We start from the raw sequence: 19,484 nt of genomic DNA on the forward strand, positions 1-19,484 counted from the left end.
CCTCCAGCAGGTGTCCAGAACGGGTCGCGGACGGGTGTCCGCCGGTGAGGTGGTGGGGGTGCGGGTCAGGCGCTGCGCCGCAGCAGCAGCGCGTCGTCCCAGCGGCCGACGACGTGGTACCGGCCGGAGGTCACGAGGCGGTCGCCGAACTGCCACAACCACCCCGGGGCCCGGCCCTGCTGCAGCTCCCCCAGGGCCTCCTGCTCGGAGCTGAGCAGCACGAACTCCGGCGGGTCCTCGCCGAGGCAGGACGCGGACCCCCCCGACAGGCAGGCGTCGACGTCGAGCAGGCGTTCGTTCGGCGAGGCGACCGGGTACCGCGGCGCCAGGCCCGACCCCTCGAGCGTCGTGGCGACCGCGTCGTCCGGTCCGGCGAGGGCGAAGTACCGCTCGGAGGCCGCGACCAGACCCGGGGCGGTCCGTTCGAAGGCCGTGTTCAGACCGCGGGTCCCGACCAGGAGCAACCCGGCCGCCACGGCCAGCGCGACGAGCCCGGCGACCCCCGCGACCGCGGCACCGGTGGACAAGGCCGGGGGCAGCGGGCGGTGCCGGTGCCGGCCCCGGCGTCGCGACCGCGCCGGCTCGCCGGCCGCCACGAGGTCGCGCAGGGCCACGACGGCCAGCGGCGCGAGCACCGGGGAGGCGAAGAGGAAGCAGCGGATGACGACCTCCCCGCCGTAGCTCTGCACCGCCAGCAACCCGAACGGGGCCAGGGCGAGGCCGGCGAGCAGCAGCCCACCGGGCCGGCGGCGCCGGCGGGCCAGGCCCGCGACGGCGAGCAGGAGCAGCAGCCCGGACCACGCCATCCGCACGTACTGCGCGCGCTGGTAGGTGGGGTCGCCCGTCAGCCGGTCGGCAACCCCGGCCCCCAGGGAGGACCCGACCTGCCCGACGTCGCGCAGGACCATCCCCAGGTGCCCGAACCAGAAGTCGGTCGCGCCGTAGCTGAACCAGCCCGCGAACAGGACCGCGGCGACGAGCCACAGGGACCGGAACCGGGCCCGGCCCGTCACCGTCAGGACCCCCAGCGTCAGCAGCAGGGTCAGCGGCGTCAGCTGGTGGACGGCGACGATCCCCGCGGTCACGACGACCAGGGCGAGCAGGAGCGCCCGCAGCGACGCCGGGCTCGTGCCGGCGGGGTCGGCGGGGGTGCGCCGCAGCGCGACGAGGACGCGCCGGCGCCACGAGGGACCGGGGCCCGCGGCGGGCTGCGCCGCGGGAGCGGGGAGGCGGGCCAGCCACAGGCAGGTCGCGAGCACGGCGAGGTAGCAGGTGAGGGCCGTGGCCTGCGGGGAGAAGTAGTCCTGCTGGTACCAGTTCGTGACCATCCCGACGAGGACGGCGGCCCAGGCCCAGCGCAGCGACCCGGTGACGACGCGCCCGACGACGAGCAGCGCGGGCAGGTTCACCAGCGCCGAGAACAGCGGGGCCAGGACGAGGAGGCCGCGGGCGTCCGGGACGCCGGCGAGCGCGACGAGCTGGGCGCCGGCGCCCCAGAACGCGGGCCAGCTGAACCGGGCGTCGACCCCGGCCGGGACGGCGCCGCGGGTCGAGACGTGGTCGATGAACCCGACGTGCACCCACGCGGTCGGGACGCTGCCGTAGCCGTCGGCGGCCGCCACCGTCGTGTACCCGACGAGGGCGAGCACGACGCTCACCCCCACGAGCACGAGGTGGTCGGGCCGCGGCGCGCGCAGCGCGAGGACCGCGACGACGGCGACGAGGACGAGCGCGGCGAGGACCTGCCAGCCCAGGACGGGCAGGAGGCCGAGGGCCGAGACCCGGTCCAGCGGCAGGACCCGGGTGCCCCACCACCACAGCGCCGCGGCGGCGAGCAGCAAGAGCGCCGGGACCGCGCGCCGGCGCGACACCCCCCGGCCCACCCGCCGCCGCCAGGTCCGGGCCGGCGGGGACGGCCGGTCGAGCGCCCTCAGCCGGGCGCGGGCGGACCGGCTGCGGTGCAGCACGAGGACGGTCGCCGCCGCGGCCAGCAGGCTGCCCGACCAGGCGGACCCGACGGGGTGCCAGAACCCCGTCACCAGGGCCGCCGTGCCCTGCAGCAGGGCCCACGAGAAGCTCAGGGCGCTCGCCAGGGCCGCCGTCACGAGCAGGTTCGGCAGCCGCAGCGCGAGCGCCAGCGGCAGGCCCGGGACCAGGGTCACGAACAGGACCGCGGCCAGCGTCCGGCCGGGCAGCGCCCAGCCGAGCGCGGCGGCCGCCGGGACGAGCAGGGCCAGGACCAGGGAGAGCGCCAGCGGCACGCGCAGCGCGTGCAGGACCCGCAGCGCCCGGACGTCGGGCCGCTCGGACCGGCCCGCGGGGACCGCCTGCGCGCCCGGTCCCGGGCGCGGCACGAGCGCGGCGGTGACCGGGCCGGTCCCGACCGTCGCCGCAGCCCCCGCACGCAGACGTCCGTCCACGCCTCCCCCTCTCCTCGTCACCCGGGTCACCCGGGTCGTGCTGGTCGTCGTCCCCGGCGGCGCCGGGACCCACCACCGATCGTCACGTTCCGCAGCCGCCGAGGTCGCACGCGTCCGGGCGGGAGTGGGCCGTCCGTGGGACCGGGCCCGCTCTTCGACCCACCGGGGTGCACCCGTCCGTGGCGCCGTCCCCGCCCCGTGCCGGCCGGCCGGTCCCCTAGACCGCGCGGCGCGCGCGCCGCAGCAGGACCAGGCACCACGGCAGGCAGGCCAGGGCCAGCGCGAACCGGACGGCGTTCGTCACCGGGTCCTGCGGCAGGAGCACCGTCGCGCCGGCGACGGCGCTCACGAGGAGGATCTCGGCGTGCAACCGGCGGGTCGCGCGCGGGAACGTGCCGAGCCCGCGGGCGCACCAGCGCTGGGCGGCGCTCTGCGCGCAGAACGCGACGAGCGTCGCCACGGCCGCCCCGGAGGCGCCCCAGGACGGCACGAGGACGAGGTTCAGGCCGATGTTCGAGGCGGCGACCGCCAGGGAGACGACGGCCAGGAGGCGGGTGCGGCGCTCGATGACGAGCATGCGGCCCGTCGCGCTGCCCGCCGCCCCGGCGTACGCGCTGAGGACGACGACGTAGACGACGACGAGCAGACCGGCCGGTTCGAAGGTCGCGGGGGCGATGACGCGCAGGACGACGGGGGCGCCGAGGGTGATCCCGAGGACGACCGGGGACAGCAGCCGGTAGATCGTGTCGCGGGTCGCGCCGATGAGTTCCCAGCGCAGCGCGCGGTCGGCGACGGCGGCGAAGCGCGGGGTCCAGGTGGCGCTCGTGAGCCCGATGACCTGGGTGGCCACGTACCCCACGGTGTACGCGATCTGGTAGCGCCCCACCTCGGCCGGTCCCGCCAGCCGTTGCAGGACGATGCGGTCGCCCGCGTTCAGCACGAACCCCGACAGCGAGTTCAGGACGAGCGGCACGCCGAACGCGACGGCCGGGGCCAGGACCGGCCAGGACAACGCCCCCCGCAGCCGGGGGCGGGCCAGGCACAGGCCGACGACGGCGCCGAGCGCGTCGGCGACGAGCAGGCCGGTGACGTAGCGGGACACCCCCGTCGGACCGGCGGTCTGCACGTGCGCCAGGACGAGGACCACGCCGAGGACCTGGCCGCCCACCGCGGACACCAGGGTGACGAGGGCGTAGGGGCGCAGGCGGTCCGCCGCCAGCAGCAGGCCCAGGGCGACGAAGACCCCCGCCGTCGGCACGGTCCACAGCACGGTGAGCAGCAGGACGGGCCGGTCGGTGAACCCGAACGCCGGGGCCCACCAGCCCGCGGTCACCCAGACCAGCGCGGTGCAGGTCGTCGCCGCCAGGAGCGCGGCCGTCGCCAGGGCCCGGGCCGCGCGGTCGTCGCCGTCCTGGGCGAAGCGCAGGACGACGGCGTGGTCCAGCCCCAGCAGGACGACGGCCATCAGCAGCTGGTGCACCGAGATCGCCAGGGCCAGGGTGCCCAGCGAGGCGGGGTCGCCGAGCACGTGGGCCAGGACCGGGGAGGCGACGGCGCTGGAGACGAGCTGCGCGCCGGCCACGACGACGTAGAGCAGGCCGCGACCGAAGAGCGTCGAGGAGCTCGCCCGCTCCTGGGCCTCGTCCTGCCGGGGATCGGCCACCGGGCCCCGTGCCCCGGGTCCGCTCCCGGGTCCGCTCTCGGATTCGGCCCCGGGGACGGGGCGAGCGGGCGTGGCGGCGCTCACGGGGCGACCTCCGGTCGGCGGTGGGGACGTGGGGGCATCAGGCCCACGGGTGGCTCTCGATCGTCACGAGCTCGACCTCGACGAGGGCCTCCTGCGTGGGCAGGCCACCCGGTTCCTCGGCCGTGCTCCCGGTCTCGGTCTGCAGGACGAAGTGCATCGAGGTGTCCGGGACACCCGTCGTCGAGGACCCGACGAGGGTCCCGTCGAGGAGGAACCGCACCAGCCCCGGGCTCCACTCCACGACGGCGGTGTGCCAGTCGTCGAGGAAGGCGTCGGTGCCGAACTCCTCGACCGTCCCGGCCGGGTCGGCGTGGTGCAGGAAGGCCCCGATGGTGTGCTGCAGGTCGGCGTCGGGGAAGTCGATCTCGCCGTCGTCCGGCCAGCGTTCGCTGTCGGGCCACAGCAGGAACGCGAGTTTCCACCCCGGGACGGGATCGGCGCGCAACCGGACGGTGTAGCGGCCGTAGCGCTGGCCGTAGTGCGGCAGGCGGGGCACGACCGCGGCCGAGGCGGGTTCGGAGTCGACCTGCTGCAACCGGAACCGCAACCGGCCGTCCCGCACGGACAGGACCTGGTCGGGGCGGTAGACGCCGCGATTGGAGGTGTCCCGCCACCCCGTGGGGTAGACGTCGAAGCGGTCGCCGTAGACCTGCCGGAACCGCCCCTCGGCGGCGTCGTCGGAGAACTCCTCGTGGAACAGCACGGGACCCCCCGCGGTGTCCTGGTCCGAGCAGGCGGCGGTCGCGAGGAGGGGCAGGGCCACCGTGGTGGCCCCCACGGTCACCAGGAACGACCGGCGGGTCCTGCTCGTCCCGCTCACCACCGGATCTCCCCTCGTCGGCGCGGAACCCGGTCCTGGCCCCGCCGACCTCCATCGTGCGCGTCCCGGCGCGGGCACGGGAACCCGGTGACCGGCGCTGCGCCCGATCGGGCGATCCGCACGACCCGTGTGGCGCAACGGGTCAGGCGTGTTCCCAGGCGGCGACCCAGTCGACGAGCACGTGGGCCCGGGAACCGGCCGGCGGGACCGTCTTGCCCGTGATGGTCTGCAGCACCAGGTGCAGGGGTCTCGTGGGGACGGTCGCCGACGTCCCGGTGCGCCGGCCGTCGAGGAAGAACGTCACGGCCTGCGGCGTCCACTCGACCGTCGCCGTGTGCCACTGGTCCCACGTCGCGGGGGTGAACACGGACAGGGCGTTGGCCGCGGGGGTCAAGAGGTCGTGGTTGTGCGCGTCGATCGTCGTCGCGGTCGTCATGCCCTCGGCGAAGTCGATCTCGCCGTCGTGCCAGTCGTCCGTGTCGGACCACAGCAGGAACGCCGCCCCCCAGCCGGCGCCGGGTTCGGCGCGGAACCGCACGGAGTACCGGCCGTACGTGCGCCCGCCCCAGGTGCCGTCCCCGTTGAGCAGGGCCACGACGCCGGCGCCGAGGGCCGTGCCGTCCTCGGTGCGGGTGTGCAGGTCGAGGACCCCGTCGTGGACGGAGGCCACGTCGCGCGTGGCGTACCGGAAACTGCCGGAGGAGTCGGGGAAACCGTCGTAGCCGGCCCAGTGCTGGGAGTAGGCCCTGCCCGGGAACCGGCCGGCCGGGACGTCGGTGTCGAACCCCTCGGCGAGGACCTGCCGCCACCCCGGGAGGTCACCGACCGGCAGCGTGCCGGCGGGGGCGTCGGCCGCGGTCGTCGCGGGGGACGTCACCGGGGTCTGCGGGGGTGGGGCCGTCGCCGCACCCGTCGCCGGGGGGTTCCCGGCGTCCCCGGGACCCGCGGGCCCGGGTGCGGCCTCGGGCGGGTTCCCCGGTCCCGTGGTCGCGGTGACGGGCGCGGACCCGGCCGCGACGACGAGGGCGCCGGAGCGGCCGGCGTCGGACCAGACCCCGTCCGCGCGCACGCAGGCCACGAAGGAGTACGTGCCGGCGGGCAGCGTCCCGGTGGCGGTGAACGCGACCGGTGCCGGTCCCAGCTCGGCGCCGCGGGTCAGGGGGAAGTCGACCCTGGCCCCCGCGGCGTCGGTGAAGCAGACACCGGCGTACTCGGCGGTGGTCGCGGCGCTGCTGGTGAGCGTGGCCTGGGCCGAGACGTCGAACCCGCTGGCGACGACGAGACCGGAACCGGCGTAGGCGGAGGGCCCGGGCCGGACCGACTGGAACCAGACGACGACGAGCACCGCGGCGGTCAGGAGGGCTGCGAGCACGACCCTCAGGCGGGGAGCCAGCCAGGACACGAGGTCACCTCCGGGGGTCGCGGGCCACGAGTGGTCATCGGCGTGCCGGGGGCGGTGCTTGAGGGTGGACGGGCGGGTCGAGGAGGTCACGGGGTCCAGACCTGCAGCTCGGCCAGACCCACGTTGCGCGTCGAAGGACTCACCCCCGTCACCTCGAAGCGCACCGACCGCGTGGAGACCGCCGGGAACGACACCGTCGTCCCCGCCGCCGAGACCACCCCCACCGGGACCGAGGAACCGTCGTCGAACACCAACCGGCCCGAGACCACCTCGTCATCACCGTTGGGCCGGTCGAACAGCACCACCCGGTCCACCCGCACCGCAGAACCCCACGACAACGCCAACCACGACCCCGCACCACCACCGGCCGTGGCCCACTCCCGCCCGTACTCCCCCGGGTACCCGTCCACCACCCCGTCGACCGCCTTGACCGCCGTCTGCCCCGTCGAGACGTTCTCGCTGGAGGCGGTCACCGCCGCCTGCGAGGCCACGTCCACCGAACCCACCGGAACCGGCGCAGTCGGGGTCGGTTCGGGGGTGGGTTCCGCCGTCGGGTCGGGGGTGGGTTCCCCCGTCGGGTCGACGGTGTGCCGGCGCTGCATCCAGGCCGCCTCGGGACGACCGGGGGCGGAGCAGGCGGCCCGGGTGGGGCACTCCTTCCAGTCCCAGCGGGCGTACTGGAGGTAGGCCGACCACTTCTCGTCCAACGCGGTGCCCTCGACGTTGGCCGGCAGGTCGGCACCGGGGTAGCCGTAGTACCCCACGAGACGCGTTCCCGGCGCCGACCGCTGCTGGGCGAGGCGGGTGAGGTAGCCGACGGTGTAGTGGTCGCTGTGGTCACCTTCCCCGTAGTCCCCGGTGTAGTCGAGCGTCCGCACGACGGTGGCGCCCTGGGAGGTGACGACGGCGCCGATCGTGGCGACGAGGTCGTCCAGGCTGTAGCTCTGCGTGCCGTCGATCGTCTGCAGGGCAGGCAGATCGCCCTGCCAGAGCTTCTGCAGGCTCTGGTACCCGTAGGTCGCGAACCCCTGACCCTGCAGGTTCCCGTCGGGCAGCTGGAGGAACACCAGGGAGACCCGGGGCGCGGCGTCGAGGGTGGCGACCTCGGCGGTGCGCCCGGCGAACGCCCTCGTCGTGGTCGTCCAGCGGTCCGCGACGCCGGCCATCTGCGCGTAGGCGGCCTGCAACCCGGCCCGGCGGGACTGCCAGTACCAGGTGCTCCCGGCCTCACCACCGTCACCGGCCGTGACGTAGGTCGTGCGGACGCACTCCCCGGCGCGGACCGAGGTCAGCACGTCGGGGTTCTGGAAGAACAGGTCGTCGTCCGGGTGGGCGACGACGGCCGCGACGGCACCGGCCGGGCACGTCACCGCGTCGGTCGCGACGGTGGCCGGGTTCCCCGCGGCCGCCGCCGGGGTGGTCGTCGCGCCGAGCAGCGCGAACCCCGCGACCAGGCCCAGGACGGCCCGCAGGCCCGCCGTGCGCCACCGTGCGGTGGCCCGTCGGGCGGTGACGGGCGAGCGGTTCTGGGGCACGGCGTTCTCCTCCTGCGGTCCGCGGGGAGAGGCACCCCGTCGTCGGCACCGTAGGTCGCGCGACGCGCGCCGCCGGACGCTCGGTGACCGGGTTCATCCGAACGCGCGCGCCGCGCTGCCCGGACGGAGCAGAGCCCGGCCCCGCGGGACGTCCACGAACACCGTCGGTGACCGCGGTCCCGGTCCGCCGGTCGGGTTCCGGCGCTCCCCCGATCGGGTGCCCGGCCGGGCCCTAGCGGGGACGGCGGCCGCACGATGGTGGTGTGCGCATCCTCACCCAGAGCACCTCCCTGGACCCGCTCGGCGGGGTCGAGCTCTGCACGTTGCAGTGGACGCAGGCCCTCGGTGCGCGAGGGCACTCCCTCTCGGTGGCGTACACCGCGGACGGCGCGCAGCGGGTGGACTTCACCGCGGCCGGGGCGCGGCTGCACGGCCCGGCGCGCTTCGGGTTCGACCCGCGGACCGCCCCGCGCGACCTGTGGCGGATGGGGCCCTCGGTCCGGTGGGCCGCCGGGCAGGACCCCGACGTCGTGTGGGTGCAGCGGTTCGAGCACAGCGTCTGGGGCCACGCCGTCGCGGCGGCCTCCCGTCGCCCGCTCGTCGTCCACCTGCACCAGGAACCGGAGTCGCGGCACGTGCGGCTGCTGGGCCGGGGGGTGTCCACGTTCCTGGCCACGTCGGAGCACACGCGCCGCCGCTGGACCGCGGCGGGGTTGCCGCCGGAGCGGGTCCGCACGGTGCGCAACGCCGTGCCCGAGCGGGAGTACCCGGTCGGCACCGACGCCGACCGCCGCGCGGCCCGGGCCGCCCTGGGCCTGCCGCCGCACGCGTTCACGGCCCTGCACTACGGGCGCCTGTGGCGGCCCAAGGGCACGGGGGTGGTGCTGGAGGCGTGGCGCCGCCTGGGGCTGGGCGCGGAGGGGCACCTGCTGCTCGTCGGGCAGGTCGACGACCCGCAGGTCGCGGCCGAGATCGCGCAGGGGCAGCAGGAGGGCTGGTGCACCTGGCTGCCGAACCGGCCGGACGTCGTGACGCTGCTGCACGCCTGCGACGTCGTGCTGTTCCCGACGCTGCTGCCCGAGGCGTTCGGCCGGGTGGCCCTCGAGGCGCTCCTCACCGCGCGCCCGGTGCTGGCCTCGGCCGTGGGGGCGGTCCCGGAGGTGCTCGCCGGGACCCCGGCCGGCCGGCTCCTGCCGCCCGGGGACGTCGACGCGCTGGTGGACGCCCTGCGCGCGACCGCCACGTCGCCCGAGCCGGCGCGGCGGGCGGTGGAGGCGGCCGGCTGGGCGCGGCGGGAGTTCTCCTACGAGCGGCACCTCGACGAGCTCGAGGACGCGCTGCAGCACGCGGCCTCGGCCGGGCGCGGCGGGGTGCGGGCGTCGCGGGGGGTCCCGGGCCGGCCGGCGCGCAGCGCCCGGGGTCCGGCGCCGGTCGCCGGCTGACCCGCGGACGGGCCCGCGGCGCCGGTCAGGCCGCGATCAGCGGTCGCCACCAGTCCTCGTGGGTGCGGTACCACTCGACGGTCTCGGCCAGGCCGGTGGCGAAGTCGTGGACCGGGGCGTAGCCGAGCTCGTCGCGGGCCTTGCGGCAGTCCACCGAGTACCGCAGGTCGTGGCCCGGGCGGTCGGGCACGTGCCGCACCCGGCTCCAGTCGGCACCGAGCGCGTGCAGGACCCGCTCCGTGAGTTCCCGGTTCGTCAGCTCGGTGCCCCCGCCGATGTTGTAGACCTCCCCGGGCCGCCCGGCGCGGACGACGAGGTCGATGCCGCGGCAGTGGTCGTCGACGTGCAGCCAGTCCCGCACGTTCGCACCGTCGCCGTACAGCGGCACCGAACCCCCGCGGAGCAGCGTCGTGACGAACAGCGGCACCACCTTCTCCGGGAACTGGTGGGGGCCGTAGTTGTTCGAGCAGCGGGTCGTGCAGACCGGGACCCCGTGGGTGCGGCCGTAGGCGCGCACGAGCAGGTCCGCGGACGCCTTCGACGCCGAGTACGGCGAGTTCGGCTCCAGCGGGCTGTCCTCGGTCCAGGAACCCCGCGGGATCGAGCCGTAGACCTCGTCGGTGGAGACGTGCACGAACTTCTCCACGCCGTGACGGGCGGCGGCCTCGAGCAGGACCTGCGTCCCGATCACGTTGGTGCGCGCGAAGTCGGCACCACGGGCGATGGACCGGTCGACGTGCGTCTCGGCGGCGAAGTGCACGACGACGTCGGCCGCGGCGACGAGGGGGCCCGCGACGGCGGCGTCGGCGACGTCCCCGCGCACCACCCGCAGCCGGGGGTCGTGCACCACGGGGTCGAGGTTGGCGGGGTTGCCCGCGTAGGTGAACCTGTCGAGCACGACGAGTTCGGTGACGTCGGGGACACCGGGGGCGGCGGACAGCGCCCTGCGGACCCAGTGGCTCCCGATGAACCCCGCCCCACCCGTCACGAGCACCTTCACGCCACCCCTCACCCGACACAGCGTAGTGGCACAATCACGCCGCATGAGGGGGATCATCCTGGCCGGGGGCTCGGGAACGCGCCTGCACCCCATCACGCAGGCGACGAGCAAGCAGCTGCTCGCCGTCTACGACAAGCCGATGGTCTACTACCCGCTGACGACGCTCATGCTCGCCGGGATCCGCGAGGTCCTCGTCATCACCACCCCGCAGGACGCCGCGCAGTTCCGGCGCCTGCTCGGCGACGGGTCGCGGTTCGGCATCCGGTTGTCCTACGCCGAGCAGCCCGAACCCGCCGGCCTGGCCCAGGCGTTCCTCATCGGCGAGGAGTTCATCGACGGCGGGGACGTCGCCCTCGTGCTGGGGGACAACGTCTTCTACGGCCCGGGCCTGGGGCAGCAGCTCGCCCGGTTCACCACCGTCGAGGGTGCCACGATCTTCGCCTACCAGGTCCGGGACCCGCGCGCGTACGGCACGGTCGAGTTCGACGCCGCGGGCCGGGTGGTGGGTCTGGAGGAGAAACCCGCCCGGCCCCGCAGCAGCTACGCCGTGCCGGGGTTGTACTTCTACGACGGCGACGTCGTCGACATCGCCCGCGGACTGCGCCCCTCGGCGCGCGGGGAGCTCGAGGTCACCGACGTGCACCTGGAGTACCTGCGCCGCGGCCGGTTGCACGTCGAGGTGCTCCCCCGCGGGACCGCGTGGCTGGACACCGGCACGGTCGACCAGATGCTCGCCGCGAGCAACTTCGTCGGGACGCTGGAGTCGCGCCAGGGCCTGAAGATCGGCTGTCCGGAGGAGGTGGCGTGGGGGCAGGGCTGGATCTCCGACGCCGACCTGCGCGAGCGGGCCGCGGAACTGGCCAGGAGCGGGTACGGCGACTACCTGCTGGGGCTGCTGGACCGCCCGCGCCGGCTCAGCTGAGGGCGCCGGCCGCGTCCGCCCCGGCCGCCTCCAGGACCTCGGGCGCGGCGACGGCCCAGCGGGCCCGCCAGTCGGCCGGGGGTTCCACGCCGACGCGGCGCAACCCGTCGGTGTCGAGCACCGAGAACCCCGGCCGGCGCGCCGGCGTGGGGAACTGCCCGGTCGTGACCGCCCGCACCGGGACGTCCGCACCGCCGGCCGTCGCCAGCACCTCGCGGGCGAAACCGCACCACGTCGTCCGGCCGGCCGCGGTCGCGTGGTAGGTCCCGGCCGGGGCGGCGGCGGCGACGAGGTCCACGACGACGCGGGCGACGTCCGCGGTCCACGTCGGGGAGCCCCACTGGTCGTCGACGACGGACAGCGACCCGCGCTCGCGGGCCAGCCGCAGGACGGTCCGCGGGAAGCAGCCGCCGGCGGCGCCGTACAGCCACGCGGTGCGCACGACGAGCGCGTCACCGCCCGCGGCGCGCACGGCCTCCTCCCCCGCCAGCTTGCTGCGCCCGTAGGCCGACACCGGCCCCGTGGGGTCCTCGACGCGGTACGGGCGCCGGGTCCGGGGCCCTGCCCCGGGGGCGCCGTCGAAGACGTAGTCGGTCGACAGGTGCACGAGCCTGGCCCCGGCCGCGGCGGCGGCCCGGGCGAGCGTCCCGGCCCCGGTGGCGTTGACGGCCACGGCGGCGGCCTCGTCGGACTCGGCGAGGTCGACGGCCGTCCAGGCCGCGCAGTTGACGACGACGTCGGCGCCGGCGAGGACCTCGCGGGCGCGGCGGGCGGCCGGCAGGTCCAGGTCGGCCCGGCGCAGGGGGACGACCTCGCCGCCGGGGTCGGCGCGGCGCACGGCCCGCACGACGTCGGGCGCCAGCAGACCCCCGGCTCCCGTCACCACCCAGCGCACGACTACCCCCCGTGACGAACTTCGCGACCACTCTCCGCCGCACACGATACTGAGCGTCATCTGCCGTCGTGCAGGTCATCACCCTCCGACACTCCCCGATTCCCTGGAGTCGCCCCGTGCACGTGGAAGAACTACCCGTCCCGGGGGCCCTCGTCCTCACCCCGACGCAGCACGACGACGACCGCGGCACGTTCCTGGAGTGGTTCCGCGCCGAGGACCTGCGCACCGCCACGGGGCGCGACCTGCCCCTGGCGCAGGCCAACTGCTCGGTCTCGGCGGCCGGCGTGCTGCGGGGGATCCACTACGCCGACGTGCCGCCCGGTCAGGCCAAGCACGTGTTCTGCCCGGCCGGCGCGGTCCTCGACGTCGTCGTCGACCTGCGCGTGGGGTCGCCGGCGTTCGGCCGCTGGACGTCCGTCGTGCTCGACGACGTGGACCGGCGGGCCGTCTTCCTGCCCGAGGGCGTCGGGCACGCCTTCCTCGCCCTGGCCGACGCCTCGACGGTCGTCTACCTGTGCTCGAGCGGGTACGCCCCCGGCCGCGAGCACGGCGTCGACCCCTTCGACCCCGACCTCGCCGTCGCCTGGCCGGAGGTCGGGCGCGACGGTGCGCCGCTGACGCCGCGGCTGTCGGCCAAGGACCGCGGCGCCCCCTCGCTGGCGCAGGCGCTCAGCGCGGGGGCCCTGCCGACGTGGGCGCCGTCCCGACCCTGGGGGGCGTGAGACCGGCGGGCGGACCGGGCCGGCGCGCGTACTCGGCGTAGGTCCAGCCCCACGCCCCGCCGACCATCCCCACCCCCCGGGCCGCGGCCCGGGCCCCGCGGGCGTGCCAGCCCGGGCGCCGCAACAGGGCGCCGCCGCCGACGCCCAGCCCGCCGGCCCCGGCGCGCAGGGCTCCCGCGGCCGTCAGGCGCACCCGCTGCCGCCACCGCCCACCCGAGCCGCCCGCGAGCGCCAGGGACGTGCGCGACCAGCTGTTCCCGCTGCGCAACGCCCTGCGCAGCACCCACTCCCGCCTCGCGCGGTCGGGCGGGACGACGTCGGTGACGAGCGCCTCGTCGCACCACACCAGGCGCAGCCCGGCCGCGGTGAGCGAGCGCGTGAAGAGGGTGTCGGACCCGCCGCTGAGGCCGAAGCGCTCGTCGAAGGCGCGGGGCAGGTCGACCCCGGCCGTCCGCAGGGCCCGCAGGTCGAGCAGCAGGTTGTTCGTGGCGGCCACCTCGACGCCGGTGCCGGTCGGCAGCCGTCGCCGCTCGAAGAAGCGCCCGGCGGCGATCCAGGGGTCCAGCGGCCCCTCGAAGCGGGAGACGACGGGGCCGACGACCCCGGCCGCGCCGGAGCGGTCGTGCTCGGCCAGGAGCGCGGCGAGCCAGCCGTCGGCGGGGCGCTCGTCGTCGTCGAGGAAGACGAGCACGTCCGCCGACCGGCCGTGCGGGCCGGCGGGGGCGTCCGCCTCGGCGAGGGCGCGGTTGCGGGCGGCGGCGATCCCGGGGCGCGGTTCGTGGACGTGGCGCAGGGGGGCGCCGGGCGCGGCGGCGGCGTGCTCGACGAGCCCGCGGGCGCCGGCGGCCGGGTCGTTGTCGACGACGAGGACCTCGGCCGGCGGTCGCGCGGCCGAGGCCTGGGCGCGCAGCCGGGGCAGCAGGGCGGTGAGGTCCCCGGGGCGCCGGTAGGTCAGGACGGCGACCACCGTGCGCAACACGCCCGGCGCAGAGGACTCACCCTGCGCTGCACCGGGATCGCTGCTGGTGACCGCCACGGGCTCCCCTGTCGACTGCACACCGTGTACCGTCCGTCTCTCTCCGCGATTCGCTGGTCGGCGCCCATCCTCCACCCACGAGGACGCTCCGTGACCAGGACATGGCGGGGCCTGCACACTCACCGTGACCAGGATGGCAAGCTGGACCGCACGACCACGAGGCCCGGGGGGACCGAACGTGAGCGCTGAGGGGCTGACCCGGGAGGAGTCCCGGACCGGGACCGCGACGGTGCACCCGCCGCGCTACGGCGAGGCCGTGCGGCGGCTCGCCGGTGCGCAGAAGAGCGCCCGCGGCGCCCCGGCCTACTCCCGCTTCGTCAACCGCCCCCTCGGCCGGCGCCTGGCGGCCCTCGCGCACGTCGCCGGCGCCACCCCGAACCAGGTGACCGTCGTCTCGGGGCTGACGACCGGGGCCGGGATCGCCGCCCTGGCGCTGCTGGCGCCGGCGTGGTGGACGGGCCTGGTCGTCGCGGCGCTGCTCGTCCTCGGGTACGCCCTGGACGCCGCGGACGGCCAGCTCGCGCGGCTGCGCGGGGGCGGCTCCAGCGCCGGGGAGTGGCTGGACCACGTCGTGGACGCCGCCAAGACCGCCACCATCCACCTCGCGGTCCTCGTCGCCGCCTACCGCGGCTGGGACCCGCGGCCACAGGCGTGGCTGCTGCTGCCCCTGCTGTTCAGCGCCGTGTCCTGCACGTGGTTCTTCACCATCGTCCTCAACGACCACCTCCGGCGCCGGGCGGGGACGCGGGACGGGCAGGCCACCGTCGCCGCCGGTGAGGCGCGCCAGCACTCGGCGCTGCGCTCGCTGGCCTCGGTCCCCGTCGACTACGGCGTCCTGTGCCTGGTGACGGCGCTGTCGGGGTTCCCCGTCCTCTTCGGCTGGGTCTACGGCGCCCTGGCGATCGGGTTCACCCTCGTGACCGCGGCCTCGATGGTCGCCTGGTTCCGCCAGGTGTCCGCCCTCGACGGGGGTCCGTCGTGACCGGTGCACCCGCGGACCGCACCCTCGACCTGCGCGCCGGCGGGTCCTCCGGGGGTACCGCCGAGGGGGTCACGACCGGGTACGTCCCGGGGGCGTGGGACCTGTTCCACGTCGGCCACCTCACCATCCTGCGGCGGGCCCGGGAGGCGTGCGACGTCCTCGTCGTGGGCGCCGTCACCGACGAGGTGCTGGCCGCCACCAAGGGCCGCCGGCCGGTGATCCCCCTGGCCGAACGGCTGGAGATCCTGCGCAGCCTGTCCGTCGTGGACCGGGTCGTCGTCGACGACTGCGGCAGCGACAAGATGCCGATGTGGCAACGGCTGCGCTTCGACGTCCTGTTCAAGGGCGACGACTGGCGCGGGACCCCCAAGGGCGCCGTGCTGGAGGCGAGCATGGCCGCCGTGGGGGCCCGGGTCGCCTACTTCCCGTACACGCACGGGACGACGTCGACGCTGCTGCGGCAGTTCATCGAGACCAACGGGTGAACCCCGTGGGACCCCGTGCCTCCAGCGGATCCCGCGGACCCGTGGTCCTGCAGTCGTTCCGCACGCCCCGGCCCACCTCGAACCCCTACCTCGGCGCGCTCCTGGCCTCCCTGCCCACCCGGGGGGAGGCGGCGGTGCGGGTGCGGACGTTCTCGTGGCCGACCGCGCTCCTGGGCCGGTACGACGTCCTGCACCTGCACTGGCCCGAACTGCTGCTGCGCAGCGCCCGGCGGCCCGGCCGGGCCGCCCGCGCGGTGGCCGCGGCGCTGCTCCTGGCCCGGGTGCGGCGGCGGCGGACGCCGGTGGTCCGCACGGTCCACAACCCGAGCCCGCACGAGGACGGCGGGCGCCTCGAACGGGCCCTGCTGCGCCGGTTCGACGCGGCGACGACGGTGACCGTGCACCTCACGCCCCGCACGGTCGGGGCGGTGTGCCCGCACGCGAGCGCCGTGGTCGTCCCGCACGGGCACTACCGCGACCGCCACCGGAGCGCGGACGGGGTGGCGCCCGTGCCCGGCCGGTTCGTCCACCCGGGGCTGCTGCGGCCCTACAAGCAGGTCGACGCCCTCCTGGACGCGTTCTGCGCCCTGCCCGGTGAGCGCAGCCTGCACGTCCTGGGCGCCGCGCCGGACGCCGACCTCGCGCGGCGGGTGCGGGCGGCCGCGGCGCGGGACCGGCGGATCCGCGCCGACCTGCACCACGTCGCGGACGGGGACCTCGTGCGCGCGGTCACCGCGGCCGAGCTGGTCGTCCTGCCGTACGCGCCGCGGGGCGGGTCGGGCGCGCAGCTGCTGGCCCTGTCCCTGGACCGGCCCGTCCTCCTGCCGGCCGGTCCCGCGGCCGCCGAGCTCGCCGCCGAGGTGGGCCCGGGCTGGGTGCACGTCTTCGAGGGCGTCCTGTCCGCCGGCGCCCTGGACGCCGCGCTGAGCGCCGTGCGCACGGGGGTCAGGACCGACCGGCCGGACCTGTCGGCCCGGGACTGGGACGTGCTCGGCCGGGCCCACGCCGACCTCTACCACCGCGCGGCGGCCCAGGGTCCCGGCACCGCCCGCAGCGCCCCCGTCACCGCCGGTGCGGGCCGCACGTGAGCGCCCCGGCGGTGGCGACGGCGGTGGGGACCGCCCCGCGCGGCCGACCGCGCGAGGCGGTGCTGCTGCCCCTCGTCGGGCTCGCCTCGACCCTGGTGGTCCTCCTCGGCGCCTGGCGGCCGTCGCTGTGGACCGACGAGGCCGCCACGCTGAGCGCCGCGCAGCGCTCGCCGGCGCAGCTGTGGCGGATGCTGCAGCACCTCGACGCCGTGCACGGCCTGTACTACGCCGCGATGCACGTCTGGACCGGCCTGGCCGGCACCTCCCCCCTCGCCCTGCGCCTGCCGAGCGCCGTCGCGGTCGGCCTCGGCGCCGTGGGTGTGCTCGTCCTGGCCCGCCGCCTGACCGGGAACCCCTCGACGGCGCTGCTGGCCGCGGCGGCGTTCACGCTGCTGCCGCGCACCGCCTGGTCCGGCACGGAGGCGCGCTCGACCGCGGCCGCGACCGCGCTGGCCGTCTGGTGCACCGTCCTGCTCGCGCGGGCCCTGGCCGCCCCGTCCGGCCCCCCGGCGCGCCGGTGGTGGGCCGGGTACGCGCTGGTCGCGGCGACCGGGGTCGTGCTGGACGTCTACCTGCTGCTCCTGCTGGCCGCCCACGCCGTCACCGTCTGCCTGCTGCGCGAGGTCCCGACCCGGCGCCGGCGCCCGTGGCCGGTGGCGGCCGGGGCCGCGCTGGCGCTGGCCTCCCCCGTCGTGGTCCTGGCGGGCGGGCAGGGGGGTCAGCTCGGGGGGTCCTCCCCCGGCCCGGTGACGCTCCTGCGCCGGGTCGCGGTGGACCAGTTCTTCCTCGGCGAGACCCCGACCGCCGGTTCCGGCGCCACCGCGGGCTGGTCGTGGTGGCAGCCCGCGGCGCTCGCGCTCGCCGCGCTCGGCTGGGCGCTGGTGGTGCTCGCGCTGGCCCGGCCGGGTGCCCCGGGCGGGGCGCTGGCGCGGTGGTGCCTGCCGTGGCTGCTGCTGCCGTCCGGTCTCGTCGCGCTCGCCGCGCTCGCCGCGCCCGCCGCGGCCGGCCCGCTGCACAACCCCCGGTACTTCGCCTTCTGCGCCCCGGCGCTCGCGGTGCTGCTGGCCCGCGCCCTGTCGGTCCTGCCCCGGCGCCGGCGGGTGCTCGTCGGCGGGCTGGCCGTGCTGCTCGCGCTGCCCGTGCTCGTCTCGCAGCGCACCGCGCACGCCAAGAGCGCCTCGGACTGGGCCCAGGTCGCCGAGCACCTGTGCCGCGACGCCTCCCCCGGTGACGCCGTCTACTTCGGGGCGCGCCGGCCCCCCGTGGGCGGGCAGGTGGGGCTCACGACGCGCGGTGTCTCGGTGGCCTACCCGCGGTGCTTCGAGCGGCTGGACGACCTGACGCTGACGCGGACCCCCGCGGCGGCCGGTGACCTCACCGGCCGGTCGCGCCCCCTGGCCGCGGCCGGGGCCGCCCTGGCCGCCCACGACACCGTCTGGGTCGTGCGCCGGCCCACGGACGCGACCGTCGCCGCCGACGACGAGACCCTCGCGGACGCCGGGTTCACGGTGCGCGGGCGCTGGTCGGGGCCGCTCGACGAGGTCGTGGAGTTCACGCGGCGCTGACGCCGGCGGCGGCGCGGCGCCGCAGGTCGCGGCGGACGAAGAACACCCCCGGCGCGAACTGGCACAGGGCGACCGCGACGGCCGACCCCGCGACGGGCCCGCCGGCACCGACGTGCAGCGTCAGCCACCACGACAAGCCCAGGTTGAGCGGGACCATGACCAGGACGGGCAGGATCTGGAACCGCAGCCCCGCGGCGTCGGTCATGTACATGCCGAGGGGGTAGTTGGCGGCCTGCACGACCACCAGCGCCGCGAACGCCCCGGTGAGCCAGCCGTCGAGCCGCACGGCCCCGCCGCTGACGACCGGCACGACCCACGGCAGCAGCAGCACCAGGACGAGGGCCGCGAGCGCCGCCCCCGCCCCGAAGGCCACGGCCATCCGGGCCGGGGACCGCACCCGCCCCGCGCTGCGGGCCCGCGCGAACACCGGCCAGAGCGCGACCCCGGCCGCGGTGACCGTCTGGGACAGCAGGGAGAACAGGGAGAAGCCCAGGCCGTACTCGGCGAGCTCGGTCGGCGTGGACAGGTGGCTCAGCAGCAGGCGGTCGGTCTGCATCGCCACCGGCAGCGCCAGGGTCAGCACGAGCCAGGGTCCGGCCACCCCCAGGACGGGGGCGCCGCGGACGGACCGGACGCGCCAGACGTCGTGCAGCACGCGCCCGGCCAGGCCCGGCAGGGAGCGGAAGGCGAGGACGGACCCGAGCGCGGCGGTGAGCGCGCCGCCGGCGTAGGAGAACGCGGCGAGGTAGCCGCCCGCGCGGGCGCCGGTGAGGACGAGGACCCCGACCGTCGTGGCGAAGAGCGGGGAGGCCAGGCCCTGGACGAGGACGCGGACGTGGTTGCGGCCCAGGGCGGTGAGGATCCGCTGCCCCACCGCGAGCGGCAGCGTCAGGCAGAACAGGACGAGGCAGGTCAGGGCCGCGGCGGGTCCGGACCCCGGTCGCAGCCCGTCGCCCAGCAGGGCGGGCCAGCCGCCCGCGACCGTGACGACGACGCCGACCGCCACGAGCAGCGAGCCGGACAGGGCGATGACGCGGAAGACGCCGACGAGGGTGCGCCGGACGTGCTCGTCGCGGGCGGGGTCGGCCGAGCCGGCGACGCTGTTGAGGACGGCGGCGCCCATGCCGAGGTCGGCGAACGGCAGCAGCGCGGCGATCGAGACGAGCAGGCCGTACTGGGCGTACGCCTCGACGCCGTAGTGCCCCAGCACGAGCCGGATGGAGACGATCGAGACCAGGCCCGAGACCCCCAGGACGAGGAGCTTGGCGCCGGCGCTGCGGGCGACGGACCGCCAGGGCGCGTCGTCGGACCCGCCCGGCGCCACCCGCGCACCGGCAGCACGGAGAACACTCCTCACCGAATGTGCTCCTCCCCCGGGCGAGAGACCTATATTTGCACTCGCCCGACTGCGGAGGGCGACGGC

General features: G+C 76.8%; 16 protein-coding genes. 7 read left to right on the forward strand and 9 right to left on the reverse strand.

Going from position 1 to position 19,484, the window contains the following annotated elements; genetic code table 11:
• Positions 1-65: 65 nt before the first annotated feature.
• The 5 genes from AB2L28_RS00210 to AB2L28_RS00230 form a co-directional block, all read right to left on the reverse strand.
• Positions 66-2,420 (reverse strand): serine/threonine protein kinase, encoded by a 2,355-nt coding sequence (locus AB2L28_RS00210; protein ID WP_370716714.1) that lies wholly within the window; start codon positions 2,418-2,420, stop codon positions 66-68.
• 217 nt (positions 2,421-2,637) lie between these two features.
• A complete protein-coding gene (locus tag AB2L28_RS00215) occupies positions 2,638-4,083 on the reverse strand; it encodes an oligosaccharide flippase family protein (RefSeq protein WP_370716715.1) in 1,446 nt (481 codons plus the stop codon).
• Between the two features lie 121 nt (positions 4,084-4,204).
• Positions 4,205-4,987 carry a glycoside hydrolase family 16 protein gene (locus AB2L28_RS00220; RefSeq protein WP_370716716.1) on the reverse strand — a complete coding sequence of 261 codons (783 nt, stop codon included), beginning with the start codon at positions 4,985-4,987 and terminating at the stop codon, positions 4,205-4,207.
• Positions 4,988-5,129: 142 nt separating this feature from the next.
• Positions 5,130-6,479: a family 16 glycosylhydrolase gene (locus AB2L28_RS00225; RefSeq protein ID WP_370716717.1), complete on the reverse strand. Its 1,350-nt coding sequence runs from the start codon at positions 6,477-6,479 to the stop codon at positions 5,130-5,132.
• Entirely contained in the window at positions 6,476-7,924 is a 1,449-nt protein-coding gene (locus AB2L28_RS00230) for a DUF7402 domain-containing protein (protein ID WP_370716718.1), read from the reverse strand. Before AB2L28_RS00230 ends, AB2L28_RS00225 begins: the two co-directional genes overlap by 4 nt.
• 263 nt (positions 7,925-8,187) lie before the next feature.
• On the opposite strand from AB2L28_RS00230, the gene AB2L28_RS00235 reads away from it, so the two are divergent.
• On the forward strand, positions 8,188-9,366 hold the full coding sequence (locus tag AB2L28_RS00235) for a glycosyltransferase family 4 protein (RefSeq protein WP_370716719.1): 1,179 nt from the start codon (positions 8,188-8,190) through the stop codon (positions 9,364-9,366).
• A 25-nt stretch (positions 9,367-9,391) separates the two neighbouring features.
• On the opposite strand, the gene rfbB is transcribed toward AB2L28_RS00235, so the two are convergent.
• A complete protein-coding gene (rfbB, locus tag AB2L28_RS00240; RefSeq protein ID WP_370717241.1) occupies positions 9,392-10,366 on the reverse strand; it encodes a dTDP-glucose 4,6-dehydratase in 975 nt (324 codons plus the stop codon).
• A gap of 43 nt (positions 10,367-10,409) precedes the next feature.
• On the opposite strand from rfbB, the gene rfbA reads away from it, so the two are divergent.
• Positions 10,410-11,288, forward strand: a complete 879-nt coding sequence (rfbA, locus tag AB2L28_RS00245) for a glucose-1-phosphate thymidylyltransferase RfbA (RefSeq protein WP_370716720.1) — start codon at positions 10,410-10,412, stop codon at positions 11,286-11,288.
• On the opposite strand, the gene rfbD is transcribed toward rfbA, so the two are convergent.
• Entirely contained in the window at positions 11,281-12,183 is a 903-nt protein-coding gene (gene rfbD, locus AB2L28_RS00250) for a dTDP-4-dehydrorhamnose reductase (protein ID WP_370716721.1), read from the reverse strand. The genes rfbA and rfbD overlap by 8 nt on opposite strands.
• A gap of 116 nt (positions 12,184-12,299) precedes the next feature.
• Here rfbD and AB2L28_RS00255 point away from each other — a divergent pair, with 116 nt between their 5' ends.
• Positions 12,300-12,905 (forward strand): dTDP-4-dehydrorhamnose 3,5-epimerase family protein, encoded by a 606-nt coding sequence (locus AB2L28_RS00255; protein ID WP_370716722.1) that lies wholly within the window; start codon positions 12,300-12,302, stop codon positions 12,903-12,905.
• Here AB2L28_RS00255 and AB2L28_RS00260 read toward each other — a convergent pair.
• A complete protein-coding gene (locus AB2L28_RS00260; RefSeq protein ID WP_370716723.1) occupies positions 12,853-13,884 on the reverse strand; it encodes a glycosyltransferase family 2 protein in 1,032 nt (343 codons plus the stop codon). The genes AB2L28_RS00255 and AB2L28_RS00260 overlap by 53 nt on opposite strands.
• 235 nt (positions 13,885-14,119) lie before the next feature.
• Between AB2L28_RS00260 and AB2L28_RS00265 the strand changes: the two genes are divergently transcribed.
• The 4 genes from AB2L28_RS00265 to AB2L28_RS00280 are packed head-to-tail and all read left to right on the forward strand — an operon-like array spanning position 14,120 to position 18,061.
• Positions 14,120-14,923, forward strand: a complete 804-nt coding sequence (locus AB2L28_RS00265; RefSeq protein WP_370716724.1) for a CDP-alcohol phosphatidyltransferase family protein — start codon at positions 14,120-14,122, stop codon at positions 14,921-14,923.
• Between the two features lie 29 nt (positions 14,924-14,952).
• Complete coding sequence (locus AB2L28_RS00270) at positions 14,953-15,408, forward strand: FAD synthase family protein (RefSeq protein WP_370717242.1); 456 nt, start codon at positions 14,953-14,955, stop codon at positions 15,406-15,408.
• 41 nt (positions 15,409-15,449) lie between these two features.
• Positions 15,450-16,496, forward strand: a complete 1,047-nt coding sequence (locus AB2L28_RS00275; protein WP_370716725.1) for a glycosyltransferase family protein — start codon at positions 15,450-15,452, stop codon at positions 16,494-16,496.
• The gene (locus AB2L28_RS00280; protein WP_370716726.1) at positions 16,493-18,061 is read left to right on the forward strand and encodes a glycosyltransferase family 39 protein; all 1,569 of its coding nucleotides are present in this window, start codon (positions 16,493-16,495) and stop codon (positions 18,059-18,061) included. The genes AB2L28_RS00275 and AB2L28_RS00280 overlap by 4 nt, the downstream gene beginning before the upstream one ends.
• On the opposite strand, the gene AB2L28_RS00285 is transcribed toward AB2L28_RS00280, so the two are convergent.
• Positions 18,048-19,418: a lipopolysaccharide biosynthesis protein gene (locus AB2L28_RS00285; protein ID WP_370716727.1), complete on the reverse strand. Its 1,371-nt coding sequence runs from the start codon at positions 19,416-19,418 to the stop codon at positions 18,048-18,050. The two genes, AB2L28_RS00280 and AB2L28_RS00285, sit on opposite strands and share 14 nt — an antisense overlap.
• Positions 19,419-19,484 lie beyond the last annotated feature (66 nt).

The sequence above is a fragment of the Kineococcus mangrovi genome (genome assembly GCF_041320705.1).
Lineage (GTDB): Bacteria > Actinomycetota > Actinomycetes > Actinomycetales > Kineococcaceae > Kineococcus > Kineococcus mangrovi.